This window comes from Thalassovita autumnalis, from assembly GCF_001458255.1.
Lineage (GTDB): Bacteria > Pseudomonadota > Alphaproteobacteria > Rhodobacterales > Rhodobacteraceae > Thalassobius > Thalassobius autumnalis.
On the sequence record NZ_CYSB01000005.1, the window covers coordinates 89,627 to 104,329 of the forward strand.

A 14,703-nucleotide genomic window follows, 5' to 3' on the forward strand; every position below is an offset into this window, starting at 1 on the left:
GGAAGGGGGCATCGGTGGTTGGGCAACAGAAACGGGGGGCGCTGGGCCCCCCGAATGTTGGTTCAGAAACCGGTGCCGCCGAAACTGCGGGGCGCCGGGCTGATGATAACCACTTTCTTGTCCTGGATCTGGGCAATGGCCAGACCCCGTTCATTGGTGCCATCCGGGCGCAGACGGAAGATCCCGTTGACCCCCTGGAAGCCAGCACCCTGTGTCAGCGCGCTGGCGGTCAGCGCGTCACGGTTGCCGGCGTTGACCAAAGCACCGATCGCGGCAATGCCGTCATAGGCCAGACCACCGATCGGGTGTGGCGTGGCACCAAAGGCGGCGCTGTAACGGCTGCTGAACTGTTGCGTCAGCGCCGGATCCGGCTTGGCAAACCAGCCACCCTGCACGCCGGGCAGCTCAAGCGTCTGCGGCGGCACGTCCCAACGGGTCAGGCCGATATACTGGGTCTCAGCCGGGTCCACACCGGATTCATCCAGCAGCTGGCTCAGAAGCGGCAGCGCACCTTCGGAGCTGGCGGTCAGGAAGACGGAGCTCGCGCCTCTTGAAACGGCCGAGCGGATGGTGGGGATCGCCTGAATAACACCTTGCTGTGAGCGCTCATAAGGCACGGCCTCAGCCAGCGAGGCACCGGCTGTGCGGCTGATTGCGCCTGAGATCGCATCGCGCCCCAGGGTCCCCGCAACCGAGGCATCATGGGCAATCACTACATTGCCTTTGCCCTGCGATGCCGCATGGGCGATCAGCCGGTTCGCGGTGTTCTGGAAGGTCGGGCCAAGGATAAACAGGTTACCACCGGCAACCGAGGTGTTGTTGGAAAACGACAGAACGTTCACGCCGCGCGGGGCCACCGCCACCGCCGCCGCATTGGCTGAGGCAGAATAGACCGGGCCAAGGATGATTTTGGCGCCATCCTGTACCGCGGCCACAGCCTGACTGGCGGCTTGATCCGCGTTGCCGGCTGTGTTGTAGACGCGCAGGTCAATGTTCACGCCGTCCAGATCGGTGATTGCCAAACGGGCTGCGTTTTCAAGGCTTTGCGCCAGGATGACATCGCCAGCGTTTTCGCTGCCACCGGGCACCAGCAGGGCCACGGGCACGGGTTTGGAGGTGTTGATAGAGGGGCCGCCGCTGGTGGCTGGCACACAAGCGGCCAAAGCGGTCAGTGAAAGGGCGGAGAAAAGCGGGACAATTGCCCGACGGGCAGTCTTGCGGGCGCTGCTGAAAACGGCGAACATTGGATAAATGGCTCCTTCGGGACCGGCGAAAATGCGCAGAATGGTCTTTGCGCCGATAATAAACACAGGAAGGGGCGGGTCCAGTGCTGAATCTGCAACCGAAAAAACTGGCGGCCGGTGTCTACCTGCTGGCCACACCCATTGGAACTGCCCGCGATATCACGCTGCGTGCCTTGGATGTTCTGGCCAGCGCGGATGTGCTGGTGGCCGAAGACACCCGCAGCCTGCGCAAACTGATGGAGATCCACGGCGTCCCCTTGGGGGAACGGGTGGTGCTGTCCTATCACGATCACAACGGCGCCCAGATGCGGCCACGGCTGATGGGGCTCTTGGCAGAGGGCAAATCGCTGGCCTATGCCTCTGAGGCGGGAACGCCGATGGTGGCCGATCCCGGTTTTGATCTGGCGCGCGCTGCACGGGACGAAGGCTATGACGTGATCTCCGCCCCCGGTCCCTCTGCTGTGGTGACGGCGCTGACACTCGCCGGCCTGCCCACCGACCGGTTTATGTTTGCAGGCTTCCTGCCCAACGCCAAAGGCGCCCGCCGCAAGATGCTGGAGGAGCTTTCAGCGATCCCCGCCACACTGGCGTTTTACGAAAGCCCCAAGCGGGTGGCGGCCATGCTGAAAGATGCCGCCGATGTCATGGGAGGCGCGCGCGACGCGGCGGTGTGCCGCGAGTTGACCAAGAAATTCGAAGAGGTCATTCGCGCCCCATTGCAGGACCTCGCAGACATCTGTGCGGATCGTTCCCTGAAGGGGGAAATTGTGGTGCTGATCGACCGGCCGCGTTCACCAAATGTTAGTGAAGTTGATATAGAAGCAGAGCTGAAACTGCTGCTGGAAACCATGTCTGTGCGCGATGCCTCGGATGAACTGGCAGCAAAAACCGGTGTGAAACGCCGGAAAATCTATCAGATGGCGCTGGCGCTGGATCAGGGCTGAAACGGGGGCGGATTGACCCAGCTGTGCTTTGATCTGGATATGCCTTTGGCCGCGCCGCCCGCGCGGCAGCGGCATCGCGGGCTACACAAACACCACCGTGGCCAATTGGCCTATCTGGCCGGGCTCGCCGCCGAAGATCAGGTGGTGACCCACTACCTGACCCGCGGCTATCACCTTGAGGCCGCGCGCTGGCGTGGCAAGGCGGGGGAAATTGACCTGATCCTGCGGCCACCGGATCGCGATGGGTTCGTTTTTGTCGAGGTTAAGAAATCACGTTCTTTCGGTCACGCCCTGGCGCGGGTTAGCCCCCGTCAGGCCCAACGGATCATGCGCGCGGCTGAGGAATTTCTGGGTCAATGTGGGGCGGGCCTGTTGACCAATATGCGGTTTGACGTGGCCATGGTTGACACGCAGGGCCAGATTGAGGTGCTGGAAAATGCCTTCGCCGGGGGCGGCTGGGACCACTTAAGTGATCACTGATACGTGCGATTGTTGATTTCTGATTTGCCACTCTGGCGGGCTTGGGTCATGTATTCTGTCGATACCTCCCTTGGCCAGAACAGGTGGCAGACATGAAAATCGCCTTTCAGATGGATCCGATCGGTCCCATCGACATCAATGCAGACAGCACCTTCCGCATCGCGCTTGAGGCGCAGGCGCGTGGGCATGAGCTGTTTTATTACACGCCCGATCGCCTTTCCTATCAGGAGGGGCGCATCGTCGCCCGCGGTTGGCCGCTGACTGTGCAAAAGGTCGAAGGGGACCACTATGCCACCGGCCCTGAGCAAGAGGTGGATCTGGCAAGTTTTGATGTGGTCTGGCTGCGTCAGGACCCGCCGTTTGACATGTTCTACATCACCACCACCCATTTGCTGGACCGGATCCATCCGGACACGCTGGTGGTCAATGATCCGTTCTGGGTGCGTAACTACCCGGAAAAACTGCTGGTGCTTGATTTCCCTGACCTGACCCCGCCGACCACCATCGCGCGCGATCTGCAGACCATTCGGGAGTTCAAAGACAAACACGGCGACATCATCTTGAAACCGCTTTACGGCAATGGCGGCGCTGGTGTCTTCCGTCTGACCGAAAGTGACCGCAACCTGACCTCGCTGCATGAGCTGTTCACCGGGTTCAGCCGCGAACCGCTGATCGTGCAGAAGTTCCTGCCGGATGTCTCCAAAGGCGACAAACGGGTCATTCTGGTGGACGGCGAGCCGGTGGGTGCCATCAACCGGGTGCCGCAGGCTGGCGAAACCCGCTCCAACATGCATGTGGGCGGCCGGCCTGAGAAAATCGCGCTCAGCGACCGTGACCGTGAAATCTGTGAGCGGATCGGCCCGCTGTTGCGGGAAAAAGGTCAGGTTTTTGTCGGCATCGATGTCATCGGCGACTACTTGACGGAGATCAACGTCACCTCCCCCACCGGCATTCAGGAGCTGGAGCGGTTTGACGGCACCAATACCGCCCAGAAAATCTGGGAGGCGATTGAGGCCAAGCGGGCGTGAGCCTAACGCTCCGCCTTATGGGCGCGATGATGCGCCTCACGGTGCGCCCGATGATGCGGCGCGCCACGGATCCGCAGAAAATGCGGCACCATTTCGAACGTGCGGCGCGGCGCTGGTTCCGACCGGTGCCGCACATGCACGCCATTCCCTGCCAGTTTCCCGCCCCCGGATCAGATCTGCACGCGGTCCGCGATGCACTCTGGGTCGGGGCGGGGCCGGTCATGTCGGATCAGGTGCTGCTTTATCTGCACGGCGGCGGCTATATCGCCGGCAGCCCGAAAACCCATCAGGCCATGGTGGCCCGGATATCCCGCATGACCGGTCTGCGGGCCTTTGTACCGGACTATCGTCTGGCGCCTGAACATCCGTTGCCCGCCGCGCTGCAGGACGCCAGGGCCGCCCATGCCCATCTTCTGCAGAGGGGCTATCGGCCCGATCAGATCATCCTTGGCGGTGACAGTGCCGGCGGCGGTCTGGCCCTGGCGCTGTTGGCGGAGCTGTGTCAAAACAGTCAGCCCCCGGCGGCCGCTTTTGCGCTTTCGCCCTTTTGTGATCTTGCCTTCACGGGGGCCTCCGTGCAGGGCAACGGGCGGCGGGATCACTTTTTTCCCGGTGACCGCGGGCCCTATCTGGCGCAGATGATCCTGGGAGATCTGGCGCCCGACGATCCGCGCGCCTCACCTTTATATGCCAATTTTCCGGATTGCCCACCGGTGCTGATCCAGGTCTCGGACGCTGAGATCCTCTATGATGATGCCCGTCGGATGGCCGATAAGCTGCACGACGCAGGTGCGGAGGTCATCCTGCAGATCTGGCAGGACGCCCCGCATGTCTGGCAGATCTTTGATGGTTGGTTTCCAGAGGCACGTGCCGCCCTGCGCGACGTCGCCCGCTTCCTGCAGCGCTTCACCTAACCCGACTGCGGCTGCATCAGCCGGTAGCTGATCGCCTCAGCCACATGGGGGCGGCGCACTGTGTCGCTGAGATCCAGATCGGCAATGGTGCGCGCCACCCGCAGGACCCGGTGATAGCCCCGCGCCGTTAGGCCAAACCGTTCCGCCACCTGCCCCAGCAGGGCCTGCCCCTCAGAATCAGGCGTCGCCACCTCGCTCAGCGCGCCGCCTTCAAGATCGGAATTGGCAAAACCATCTTCGGCACCATGCCGCGCGGCCTGTCGCGCCCGGGCTTTGGCGACGCGGCTGCACACCTGCGCCGAGCTGTCACCCGTGGCGGGCAGGTCCAGATCGGTGAAACTGACCGGCGGCACCTCAAGGCGCAGGTCAAATCTATCCAGCAACGGACCTGAGATCCGGCCCATGTAATCCTCGCCACAGTTAGGGGCGCGATTGCAGGCGCGGGCCGGATCGGTCAGGTGGCCGCAACGGCAGGGATTGGCCGCGGCCACCAGCATGAACCGGCAAGGGTAGGTCACATGGGCATTGGCGCGGCTGATCATAACCTCCCCGGTTTCAATGGGTTGGCGCAGGGTTTCCAGAACGGACCTGTTGAACTCAGGCAATTCGTCAAGGAACAGCACGCCATTATGGGCCAGCGAAATCTCCCCCGGTTTGGCGCTGCGCCCACCGCCCACAATCGCCGCCATCGAGGCGGTGTGATGCGGTTCACGGAACGGGCGGCTGCGTGAAATGCCGCCCTCGTCCAAAAGGCCTGCAAGCGAATGGATCATGGAGGTTTGCAATGCCTCCGCTGCGCTGAGGGGCGGCAAGATGCCGGGCAGTCGCGCCGCCAGCATCGATTTGCCGGACCCCGGCGGGCCGCTCATCAACAGGTGATGGCGTCCAGCGGCAGCGATTTCCAGCGCCCGTTTCGCCCGTTCCTGACCTTTGACATCGCGCAGGCAACGGCCGCCGGATGTGCCTGTGACCTCCCCGGGTTCGGCAGGGGGCAGCGGGGACTGGCCGGTGAAATGGCGCACCACGTCAGAAAGTGCTGGTGCGGCAATGACCTGGCAGGCCCCGACCCAGGCAGCCTCCGCCCCCGAGGCAGCAGGGCAGAGCAGCGCGCGGTCCTCCTCCGCGGCGGCCATGGCGGCGGGCAGGGCACCGATCACCGGGATCAATGCGCCATCAAGGGACAGTTCGCCCAAGGCGGTGATTGCCTCTGCCGCATCCGGCGGAATGATCTCCAACGCGGCCAGCAGCGCCATGGCGATGGGCAGATCAAAATGGCTGCCCTCTTTCGGCAGATCGGCGGGGGAGAGGTTGATCGTGATCCGTTTCGACGGCAGCGCGATGGCCAAAGCGCTGAGCGCGGCGCGCACCCGGTCCCGCGCCTCTGAGACGGATTTATCCGGCAGGCCCACGATGGAAAACGCAGGCAAGCCGGGCGACAGGGCACATTGCACCTCAACCCGCCGGGCAGATACGCCTTCAAAAGCAACGGTATAGGCCCGCGCAACCATAGCTTTCCCCCTTGGTTAGGGGAACGTTAACCGCGCAGTGCTTACCGAAGCGTTAACGATTGAGCGGAACGGGGGCTTCAAGCCCCATGTTCGGCCCGCAGAGCGGTGAACTTCGGCCAGGCCTCGGCATCCGCAACGGTTTTGTCGCGGCAGGTGGCGTTGCAGAACCCGTAGACCACGCCGTCCAGTTCCAGACAATGGGTGGAGGGGCGGCCCGAATAGGGGCAGGCGGCGTTGACCGGTGTTTTGCCGTCGACCGCCACCGCAGGCAGGCGCGCGGGCCCGGGCCAAACCGTGGTGGCATGATCGTTTGCGTAAGGCACAGGATCATAGCTGCGGGTCAGACCCAGGGCGCGCCAGCGGCGGAAACTGGGATCGGCCAGCGTGGTTGCCACATAGTCCGCAGCGATCTGGCCTACCGGTAAGCCGTGGCCTGCGATCCGGGCCGCAACCGGCGCGTAAAACGCATCCGCCAGTGAGTAGCGCCCAAAGAGCCAGGGGCCTTCGGCGCCAAACTGTTGGCGCGCCCGGGTCCACAGATCCTCAACCCGGGCCAGATCAGCGGCGACGGCATCGTTGACCGGGAAATCCTGATATTGATGGATCAGCTGCATCGGGCATTCACTGCGCAGCGCCATGAACCCGGCGTGCATCTCGGCCGAGATCCAGCGGGCAAAGGTGCGGGCGGCAGGGTCGGCGGGCCACATCTGCGCCTCGGGGTGGCGCTGATTCAGCTCCTCAGCAATCGCCAGGGTTTCGCCTATCACCGTTCCGTCTGCACAGCGCACAACCGGCACCAGACGCGCGGGCGCCAAAGGGGCCAGCGCGCTGCGGAAGCTGCCGTCATAAAGACTCAGCGTGGTGGTCTGAAACGGCAGGTCAAACTTCTCCAGCATCAGCCAGCCGCGTAGCGATCAGCTGGAAAAGGTGCGATCACCGATGAAGAGTTCGTAGCTCATGGGGGCCTCCGTGCCTGTCCGCGTTGTTCTGGTGGCAAGCTAGGCGGCAACACCCTGTCTGTGAAACGAAAATCTGTGCGGTAACTGCATCACGGAAGGTGATTGATGCCCTTGGCGTGCCAGCGTCCACCCTGCCAATGCAGTTCAGTGACCGAAAGGTTTTCGATCCGATGGGCAAAGGCCTCATAAGCGCCGGTCTGCAAGGCCTGCTGAACCTGGGTCAGGATCACCCCGAAATGCGCCACTGCGATGATGTCCCGGCCGGGGTGGGCCGCCATCACACGGGCGACGGCGCGGTCGACACGGGCGCTGACCTCATGCCAGCTTTCGCCGTTGGGCGGGCGCACATCGCCGGGATTGTCCCAGAAATTGCGGATCAGCGCCTCATCCTCAATCTCATCAAAACGTTTCAGCTCCCAGTCGCCGAAATGGATTTCCCGCAGATCCATATCATGGGCCAAACGGTCACGCTGGCCCTGAATGGCGTCTGCAGTGGCCCGCGCCCGGCTGAGATCGGAAGAGATCACCAAAGCGTTTTCCGGTAGATGCCCGGCCAGCCGATCAACCTGTGCGGTATCAGACAGATCGGCAGGCAGATCCGACCAGCCGACCATGGTTTTGGCATGGGTTGGCCCGTGGCGTACCCAGAAGAAGCGGCTCATGGCAAGGTCCCCTTCAGCGCCAGCGGCAGGCCCGCCATCACCGCAACCACGGTATCGGCGCGGGCGGCCAACTGTTGGTTCAACGTGCCTTGCGCATCACGGAACCGGCGCGCCAGCGCATTTTCCGGAACCACCGAAAGACCGACCTCATTGCTGACCACAACCACATGGCCTTTGCAGTCTTTCAGTGCTTTCAGCAGCCGTTTGCTTTCGGCCTTCAGATCGTGGTCCGCCAGCAGATGATTGGTCAGCCACATGGTGGCGCAATCCAGCAGCACGACCTCTTTCTTCTTCACAGCGGCTAGCACCTCAGTGAGGTCCAAAGGCGCCTCAACGGTTTTCCAGCCTTCGCCACGCTGTTGAATATGTCTTTGAATTTTCTCTTTCATTTCATCATCCCAGGCCTGCGATGTGGCCAGGTAGATGCGGGTGTAACCACTTTGAATCACGATGTTTTCGGCGAATGCAGACTTGCCGGAGGAGGCCCCGCCAAGGACCAGTGTCAGCTTCTGCAGCATGTTTTTCACACCTTATTGTGATCCAGTACACCTTGCGGTGCGTAGCATTCATGCGGCTAAGATAACAAGACGCAAGATTATTTCACGCGTCACAAACATGGGGGAATATCATGGCACTTGATTCACCCAAGGACCTCTCGCTGTCCCGCACAGCCATGAAGGCTGAATTGCTGGATGCGGAAACGGAAAGACAATTGGCATACGCATGGCGCGATCATCGCGATGAAGCGGCCCTGCACCGATTAATTACTGCCTACATGCGCCTCGCCATTTCGATGGCGGCCAAATTTAAACGATATGGCGCACCGATGAATGACCTGATCCAGGAGGCTGGGTTAGGGCTGATGAAAGCCGCGGACAAATTTGATCCAGATCGCGGCGTTCGCTTTTCAACCTATGCGGTCTGGTGGATCAAAGCATCCATTCAGGACTACGTCATGCGCAACTGGTCTATGGTGCGCACCGGCTCGACCTCGTCTCAGAAGTCGCTGTTTTTCAACATGCGTCGGGTTCAGGCCCGGCTGGAGCGGGAAGCGTTTTCCCGCGGTGAAGAGCTGGACCGGCATCAGATGCGTCAGGCCATCTCGATGGAGATTGGGGTTCCGATCCATGATGTGGAGATGATGGAGGGGCGGCTTTCTGGCAGCGACTTCTCCCTCAACGCCACGCAAAGCTCCGAAGATGAGGGGCGGGAATGGATTGATACGCTGGAAGATGACCGTTCACAGGCGGCTGAGATCGTTGCGGATCAGCATGATCGCAAGGCATTGCGCAGCTGGCTGACCGATGCGGTGTCGCGCCTCAATGAACGCGAACAGTTCATCATCCGGGAACGGAAACTGCGCGAACCTGTGCGCACGCTTGAATCCCTCGGGATTGAGTTGGGCCTGTCGAAAGAACGGGTGCGTCAGCTGGAGGCCGCAGCGCTGAAGAAGATGCGGAAACAGCTGGAAGCCGAAAGCGAAGAGGTGCAAGATCTCCTCTTATGAGGATGTTGATTGCTGCCGTTCTGGCCACTTTCGTTGCACCGCCGCTTCATGCAGATGAGGTGGCGGATGCTTTGTTCACTGCCGCTGACATCGCCCTGCTGGGCGAGGTGCATGACAATCCCGACCATCACCTTCAGCAGGCCCGCATCGTCACGTTGATGCAACCCGCGGCGCTGGTTTTTGAAATGCTGACACCGGCGCAGGTCGCCGCAGCAGAGGGGGTTGATCGTCAGGATTTGGCCGCATTGGCCGGGGCGCTGGGCTGGGCTGACAGTGGCTGGCCCGATTTCCAGATCTACGCGCCTGTGTTTGCCGCGGCCCCCATGGCGCAGCTCTATGGCGCCGGCTTGCCCCGGGCGGAGGCCAGAGCCGCCTATTCCAACGGTATCTCCGACAGTTTCGGCGCCTATTCTGAGGCCTACGGTCTGACCAAGGATTTGCCGGCCGATCAGATGCAGGCGCGTCTGACATTGCAGTTTCAGGCCCATTGTGAGGCGATCCCACGGGAAAGCCTGACCCCAATGGTGGCGCTGCAACGCCTGCGGGATGCCTATCTGGCGCGTGCTGCGATGCAGGCCCTCTTGGAAACGGGCGGGCCGGTTGCGGTGATCACCGGCAATGGCCATGCCCGCAGCGATTGGGGGGCAACCGCCCTGATCCGCCAGCTGGACGCTGAGATCACGGTCATCGCGTTGGGGCAATCTGAGGATGGGCAAACGCCCGACGGTGGCTTTGATCTGATCATCGACAGCCCCGGCGTTGACCGGGGGGATCCCTGCGATGCCTTCCGCTAAGCGCCGCCCCGACCCGCGCGCGCCCTTGTCCTTGGCTGCGCAGCGCCCTACTGTCCGCCACAGGTTACTGCGGGGGTGAACATGCTGAACGGCAAGCGCATTTTGTTGATTATCGGGGGCGGGATCGCGGCCTTTAAACTGCCCGAACTGATCCGCCGCCTGCGCGAACGCGGGGCCTCGGTGACGCCGGTTCTGACCAAGGCTGCACAGGAATTTGTCACCCCGCTGACCATCGGCTCGCTGGCGGGAGAAAAGGTCTACACGGATCTGTTCGATCTGACCGATGAGGCCGAGATGGGCCATATCCAGCTGTCGCGTGTGGCGGATCTGGTGGTGGTGGCCCCGGCGACCGCCGATCTGATGGCGAAAATGGCGCAAGGTCAGGCCAATGATCTGGCCTCGACCCTGCTGCTGGCCACCGACACCCCGGTGATGATTGCGCCTGCGATGAACGTGCGGATGTGGGATCACCCGGCGACCCAGCGCAATCTGGCGCTGTTGCAAGGTGATGGCATCACTGTTCTGGGCCCGAATGAGGGCGATATGGCCTGCGGCGAATATGGTCCGGGCCGCATGGTTGAACCGATGGAGATTCTGGCCGGGATTGAGGCGGCGCTGACTGACGGTCCCCTCAAAGGCAAACGGATCCTTGTCACCTCGGGCCCGACCCATGAACCGATTGATCCGGTGCGCTATATCGCCAACCGTTCTTCCGGGGCGCAGGGCACGGCAATTGCCAAGGCCTTGGTGGCGCTGGGGGCAGAGGTGGTCTTTGTCACCGGGCCCGCAGACGTGCCCCCGCCGGAGGGGGTGGTGCTGCGCCAGGTGGAAAGCGCCAAGGATATGTTAACGGCAGTTGAGGCGGCGTTGCCGGTGGATGCGGGTGTTTTCGCTGCCGCCGTTGCGGATTGGCGCGTGGCCTCGGCTTCAGGTTCAAAAATCAAGAAACAGAACGGCAAACTGCCGGTTTTGGAATTTGCCGAGAACCCCGACATTCTGGCAACGATCAGCCAGCTGGATCAGGGCCGCCCCGGTCTGGTGGTGGGTTTTGCCGCGGAAACCGACGATGTGATCGCCAATGCCACGGCCAAACGCCAGCGCAAAGGCTGTGACTGGATCGTGGCCAATGACGTCAGCCCGGAAACCGGCATCATGGGCGGCAGCGAAAATGCCGTGACCCTGATTTCCGAGGATGGCGCGGAAAACTGGCCCCGTATGGGCAAAGATGCGGTGGCGGTGAAACTGGCCAACCGCATTGCTGAGGCGGTGCTGCGCTGAGGCGCAGCGGCCTTCGGCGAGAGTATTTTGGGAACATTGAAAGAGTACGTGACCATGGTTGAAATTGTGCTGAGCTGGCTGCCCGAGGCGGATCAATCCCTTGGCCTGCCGGGCTATGCCACCGCGGGCGCCGCGGGCGCAGATCTGCGGGCGAATTTTGGCGCGGATCTGCGCGACAGCGGTATCGAACTGGCGCCCGGCGCCCGCGCGCTGGTGCCGACGGGGCTGCGGATGGCGATCCCCGAAGGCTATGAGGTGCAGCTGCGCCCCCGTTCGGGTCTGGCGCTGAAACACGGCATCACCCTGCCCAACAGCCCCGGAACCATTGACAGCGATTATCGCGGCCCATTGGGCGTCATTGTGATGAACGCCGGTCAGGAGGCGTTCCAGATCAATCACGGTGACCGGATCGCGCAGATGGTGGTGGCCCCTGTGGTAATGGCGGCCTTTTCCGTGGCCGAAGATCTAGAGTACACGGCGCGCGGCGCGGGGGGCTTTGGCTCCACAGGGCGTCAGTAAACGGGCGTCAATAAGCGGGGCAGAAAGGTAAAGGCGGTCAATGCTGCTGGTATTTGCATTTGTTGGGATGATCTGGGGCGTCGGACAGCTGATCGGCCTGCCCAAAGGCATGCGCTGGTCCTTGACCTTCCTGCTATGGCTCGCCGTGGTGCTGGCCCAGCTGACGCTGCCTGAGGGTCATCCCCTGCGGGAGGCCACGGGTGGATCGGTTGCGCTCTGGCTGATGCTGGCGGGGGCCGGTGTTTTGGTCTGGCTTTACCGGATGGGCCTTGGCTGGCTGCGCCAGCGTGCCCAGCCGGATGAGGTGGAAGACAGCGCGCCGAAACCAACGTTTTCTGAGACAGAACTGAACCGCTACGCCCGCCATATCGTCATGCGTGAGGTGGGCGGCACCGGTCAGAAGCGGTTGAAAAACGCCAAGGTTCTGGTCATTGGTGCAGGTGGTCTTGGCTCCCCAGCGCTGCTTTATCTGGCGGCAGCGGGTGTGGGCACCATTGGGGTGATTGATGATGATGAGGTGGACAATTCCAACCTGCAGCGTCAGGTGATCCACCGCGATGCAGACATCGGCCTGCCCAAGGTGTTTTCCGCTGAAAAGGCCATGAAGGCGCAAAACCCCTTCGTGGAGGTGCGCCCCTACAAACGGCGGTTGGAGGCGGAGACAGCCGCGGATTTGATTGCGGAGTATGACATCGTGCTGGACGGCACGGATAACTTTGACACCCGCTATCTGGCCAACCGGATTTGCGTAGACCAGGGCAAGCCGCTGATTTCCGGCGCGCTGTCGCAATGGGAAGGGCAGATCAGCGTCTTTCATCCCAAAAAGGGGGGACCCTGCTATCAATGTATCTTCCCCGAAGCGCCTGCTGCCGGGCTGGCCCCCAGCTGTGCCGAAGCCGGGGTGATCGCGCCGCTGCCTGGGGTCATTGGCACGATGATGGCGGTTGAGGCGATGAAACTGATCACCCGCGCGGGCGCGGTGCTGCGCGGTGAGATGATGATTTACGACGCGCTTTGGGGGGAAACCCGTAAATTCACGGTAAAACCGCGCGCTGATTGCCCGATTTGTGGCAAAACGGATGGTTGAGCAACTGCCGCGATCCGCTAAAACAGTGCCATAAGCCGGAAAGCCTTCGGCGTGAACAGAGAGGGTTTAAGCATGAAATTTGTTCTGTCGATGGTGGCCGCATTGGGCCTGACCTCCACCGCTATGGCGGCGGACCTGCCGGATCTGGGCGGCAAGGAAGTGGTTGTTGTGACCGAAAACGCCTATCCGCCGCTGCAGTTTGTTGATCCCAAAACCGGCGAGGCGATCGGCTGGGAATATGACGCGATGGCAGAGATTGCCAAGCGCATCAACATCACCGTTGTTTACGAAAACATCAGCTGGGACGCGATGATTCCCGCGGTCTCCGAAGGTCAGTTCGATCTGGGCATGACCGGCATCACCATCCGCGAAGACCGCAAGGAAAAGGTCGACTTTTCGGACAAATACATGACCTCGCAGATGCGGATGATTGTTGCGGGCGATGAAACCCGGTTTGACGATGCCAAAAGCTTTGCCGCCAACGCCGATCTGCTGGCCGGCGCGCAACCGGGCACCACGCCGTTCTACGTCACCGTCTATGATATTCTGGATGGCGATGAGGCCAACCCGCGCATCACCCTGTTTGAAACCTTCGGCGCGGCCATTCAGGCCCTGCGCGTGGGCGATGTGGATCTGGCCCTGTCCGACAGCACCGCGGCCAACGGCTATGTGGCGGCATCTGACGGCCGTCTGAAGATCATCGGCGATCCGCTGGGCACCGAAGACTTTGGTTTCATCTTCCCCAAAGGCTCGGATCTGGTTGCCCCGATCAATGCCGCGATCGCTTCGATGGAGGCGGATGGATCGCTGGACGCGCTGAACACCAAGTGGTTCCTGGAATATAAACTGGGTCAGTAAGATCGAATAAAGTTGATGACAGATCCCCGGCCGCAACCTGCGTGTCGGGGATTTTTCTGAAAGGCAGGCAAGATGGGCCCGGTCCGCGAGAACAAAGAAGACTTCCCCTGGTGGCTGGTCGCCGTGGTGGCCATTGGGCTGTATCTGGGCTGGCAAGTGGTCACGGATGACCTCTATGTGCAGATCCTTTCGACCCTCAGCAAAGGTGTCAAACTGACAGTTTTTGTCACTTTGGTCAGCTTTGTCTTGGCTTCGGGTCTGGGGCTGCTCCTGGCGGTGGGGTCTGGGTCACGCTATCTGGTGGTGCGTCAGCTCTGCCGGTTCTACGTCGAAGTGGTGCGCGGCGTGCCGATCATTGTGCTGCTGCTTTATGTGGCCTTCGCCCTCGCCCCGGCGCTGGTCGCCCTTTACAATTATCTGGGGGAGATGATTGGCCTTGATCCGATCCGCACCCGGCATTTCCCATTGCTGTGGCGTGCCATCCTTGCCCTAATGATTGCCTATAGCGCCTTTATTTCCGAGGTGTTCCGCGCGGGTCTGCAATCTGTTGATACCGGCCAGATTGAGGCGGCGCAGGCCTTGGGCCTCAGCCGCTGGCATCGGTTCCGGCTGGTGATTTTCCCACAAGCGATCCGCACGATCCTGCCGCCGTTGGGCAATGATTTCGTGGCCTTGGTTAAGGATTCCTCACTGGTGTCAGTGCTGGGGGTTCTGGATGTGACCCAGCTGGGCAAGGTCACCGCCGCCAGCAACTTCCGCTATTTTGAGACCTATAACGTGGTGGCGCTGATCTATCTGACCATGACGATTGGCCTGTCGCTGCTGCTCAGACGGTTTGAGCGGCATCTGCGGCGCAAGGACGTGGGGTGACGGCCTTCTACTGGGGCGCGCTGTGGTCCGGTTTGCGCCCCTGATCACATC

The 14,703-nt window shown here is 61.8% G+C and carries 15 protein-coding genes and 1 pseudogene; 11 read left to right on the forward strand and 5 right to left on the reverse strand.

Annotated features, from left to right (window positions below; all coding sequences use genetic code 11):
- Positions 1 to 62 precede the first annotated feature (62 nt).
- Entirely contained in the window at positions 63 to 1,244 is a 1,182-nt protein-coding gene (locus tag TL5118_RS01435; RefSeq protein ID WP_058243339.1) for a penicillin-binding protein activator, read from the reverse strand.
- Between the two features lie 83 nt (positions 1,245 to 1,327).
- Here TL5118_RS01435 and rsmI point away from each other — a divergent pair, with 83 nt between their 5' ends.
- The 4 genes from rsmI (at position 1,328) to TL5118_RS01455 (ending at position 4,610) form a co-directional block, all read left to right on the forward strand.
- Positions 1,328 to 2,188 (forward strand): 16S rRNA (cytidine(1402)-2'-O)-methyltransferase, encoded by an 861-nt coding sequence (rsmI, locus tag TL5118_RS01440; RefSeq protein ID WP_242601698.1) that lies wholly within the window; start codon positions 1,328 to 1,330, stop codon positions 2,186 to 2,188.
- Positions 2,189 to 2,200: 12 nt separating this feature from the next.
- Positions 2,201 to 2,668 (forward strand): YraN family protein, encoded by a 468-nt coding sequence (locus tag TL5118_RS01445; RefSeq protein WP_242601699.1) that lies wholly within the window; start codon positions 2,201 to 2,203, stop codon positions 2,666 to 2,668.
- A gap of 92 nt (positions 2,669 to 2,760) precedes the next feature.
- Positions 2,761 to 3,696 carry a glutathione synthase gene (gshB, locus tag TL5118_RS01450; protein ID WP_058243338.1) on the forward strand — a complete coding sequence of 312 codons (936 nt, stop codon included), beginning with the start codon at positions 2,761 to 2,763 and terminating at the stop codon, positions 3,694 to 3,696.
- Positions 3,693 to 4,610 (forward strand): alpha/beta hydrolase, encoded by a 918-nt coding sequence (locus TL5118_RS01455; protein ID WP_082626257.1) that lies wholly within the window; start codon positions 3,693 to 3,695, stop codon positions 4,608 to 4,610. The genes gshB and TL5118_RS01455 overlap by 4 nt, the downstream gene beginning before the upstream one ends.
- On the opposite strand, the gene TL5118_RS01460 is transcribed toward TL5118_RS01455, so the two are convergent.
- From TL5118_RS01460 to cobU, 4 genes and pseudogenes are all read right to left on the reverse strand, one after another.
- Positions 4,607 to 6,118 (reverse strand): YifB family Mg chelatase-like AAA ATPase, encoded by a 1,512-nt coding sequence (locus TL5118_RS01460; RefSeq protein WP_058243336.1) that lies wholly within the window; start codon positions 6,116 to 6,118, stop codon positions 4,607 to 4,609. The two genes, TL5118_RS01455 and TL5118_RS01460, sit on opposite strands and share 4 nt — an antisense overlap.
- 77 nt (positions 6,119 to 6,195) lie before the next feature.
- Positions 6,196 to 7,020 (reverse strand): annotated as a pseudogene (locus tag TL5118_RS01465) (glutathione S-transferase); the annotation flags it as partial.
- 146 nt (positions 7,021 to 7,166) lie between these two features.
- Positions 7,167 to 7,739: a histidine phosphatase family protein gene (locus TL5118_RS01470; protein WP_058243334.1), complete on the reverse strand. Its 573-nt coding sequence runs from the start codon at positions 7,737 to 7,739 to the stop codon at positions 7,167 to 7,169.
- Positions 7,736 to 8,257, reverse strand: coding sequence for a bifunctional adenosylcobinamide kinase/adenosylcobinamide-phosphate guanylyltransferase (cobU, locus tag TL5118_RS01475; protein WP_058243333.1), 522 nt, complete (start codon positions 8,255 to 8,257; stop codon positions 7,736 to 7,738). Before cobU ends, TL5118_RS01470 begins: the two co-directional genes overlap by 4 nt.
- 110 nt (positions 8,258 to 8,367) lie before the next feature.
- On the opposite strand from cobU, the gene TL5118_RS01480 reads away from it, so the two are divergent.
- From TL5118_RS01480 to TL5118_RS01510, 7 genes are all read left to right on the forward strand, one after another.
- Complete coding sequence (locus TL5118_RS01480; protein ID WP_058243332.1) at positions 8,368 to 9,246, forward strand: RNA polymerase factor sigma-32; 879 nt, start codon at positions 8,368 to 8,370, stop codon at positions 9,244 to 9,246.
- Positions 9,243 to 10,040, forward strand: a complete 798-nt coding sequence (locus TL5118_RS01485) for a ChaN family lipoprotein (protein WP_058243331.1) — start codon at positions 9,243 to 9,245, stop codon at positions 10,038 to 10,040. The genes TL5118_RS01480 and TL5118_RS01485 overlap by 4 nt, the downstream gene beginning before the upstream one ends.
- 81 nt (positions 10,041 to 10,121) lie before the next feature.
- Entirely contained in the window at positions 10,122 to 11,318 is a 1,197-nt protein-coding gene (coaBC, locus tag TL5118_RS01490; RefSeq protein WP_058243330.1) for a bifunctional phosphopantothenoylcysteine decarboxylase/phosphopantothenate--cysteine ligase CoaBC, read from the forward strand.
- A gap of 54 nt (positions 11,319 to 11,372) precedes the next feature.
- Entirely contained in the window at positions 11,373 to 11,837 is a 465-nt protein-coding gene (dut, locus tag TL5118_RS01495; RefSeq protein WP_058243329.1) for a dUTP diphosphatase, read from the forward strand.
- A 40-nt stretch (positions 11,838 to 11,877) separates the two neighbouring features.
- A complete protein-coding gene (locus TL5118_RS01500) occupies positions 11,878 to 12,924 on the forward strand; it encodes a HesA/MoeB/ThiF family protein (RefSeq protein ID WP_058243328.1) in 1,047 nt (348 codons plus the stop codon).
- Between the two features lie 72 nt (positions 12,925 to 12,996).
- Positions 12,997 to 13,782 (forward strand): transporter substrate-binding domain-containing protein, encoded by a 786-nt coding sequence (locus tag TL5118_RS01505; protein WP_058243327.1) that lies wholly within the window; start codon positions 12,997 to 12,999, stop codon positions 13,780 to 13,782.
- A 72-nt stretch (positions 13,783 to 13,854) separates the two neighbouring features.
- Positions 13,855 to 14,652 (forward strand): amino acid ABC transporter permease, encoded by a 798-nt coding sequence (locus tag TL5118_RS01510; protein ID WP_058243326.1) that lies wholly within the window; start codon positions 13,855 to 13,857, stop codon positions 14,650 to 14,652.
- Positions 14,653 to 14,703: the final 51 nt, after the last annotated feature.

Coding starts and splice junctions, on each gene's coding strand:
- TL5118_RS01435 (WP_058243339.1), bottom strand. CDS start 1,244: ATGTTCGCCGTTTTCAGCAGCGCCCGCAAGACTGCCCGTCGGGCAATT.
- gshB (WP_058243338.1), top strand. CDS start 2,761: ATGAAAATCGCCTTTCAGATGGATCCGATCGGTCCCATCGACATCAAT.
- TL5118_RS01460 (WP_058243336.1), bottom strand. CDS start 6,118: ATGGTTGCGCGGGCCTATACCGTTGCTTTTGAAGGCGTATCTGCCCGG.
- TL5118_RS01470 (WP_058243334.1), bottom strand. CDS start 7,739: ATGAGCCGCTTCTTCTGGGTACGCCACGGGCCAACCCATGCCAAAACC.
- cobU (WP_058243333.1), bottom strand. CDS start 8,257: ATGCTGCAGAAGCTGACACTGGTCCTTGGCGGGGCCTCCTCCGGCAAG.
- TL5118_RS01480 (WP_058243332.1), top strand. CDS start 8,368: ATGGCACTTGATTCACCCAAGGACCTCTCGCTGTCCCGCACAGCCATG.
- TL5118_RS01485 (WP_058243331.1), top strand. CDS start 9,243: ATGAGGATGTTGATTGCTGCCGTTCTGGCCACTTTCGTTGCACCGCCG.
- coaBC (WP_058243330.1), top strand. CDS start 10,122: ATGCTGAACGGCAAGCGCATTTTGTTGATTATCGGGGGCGGGATCGCG.
- dut (WP_058243329.1), top strand. CDS start 11,373: ATGGTTGAAATTGTGCTGAGCTGGCTGCCCGAGGCGGATCAATCCCTT.
- TL5118_RS01500 (WP_058243328.1), top strand. CDS start 11,878: ATGCTGCTGGTATTTGCATTTGTTGGGATGATCTGGGGCGTCGGACAG.
- TL5118_RS01505 (WP_058243327.1), top strand. CDS start 12,997: ATGAAATTTGTTCTGTCGATGGTGGCCGCATTGGGCCTGACCTCCACC.
- TL5118_RS01510 (WP_058243326.1), top strand. CDS start 13,855: ATGGGCCCGGTCCGCGAGAACAAAGAAGACTTCCCCTGGTGGCTGGTC.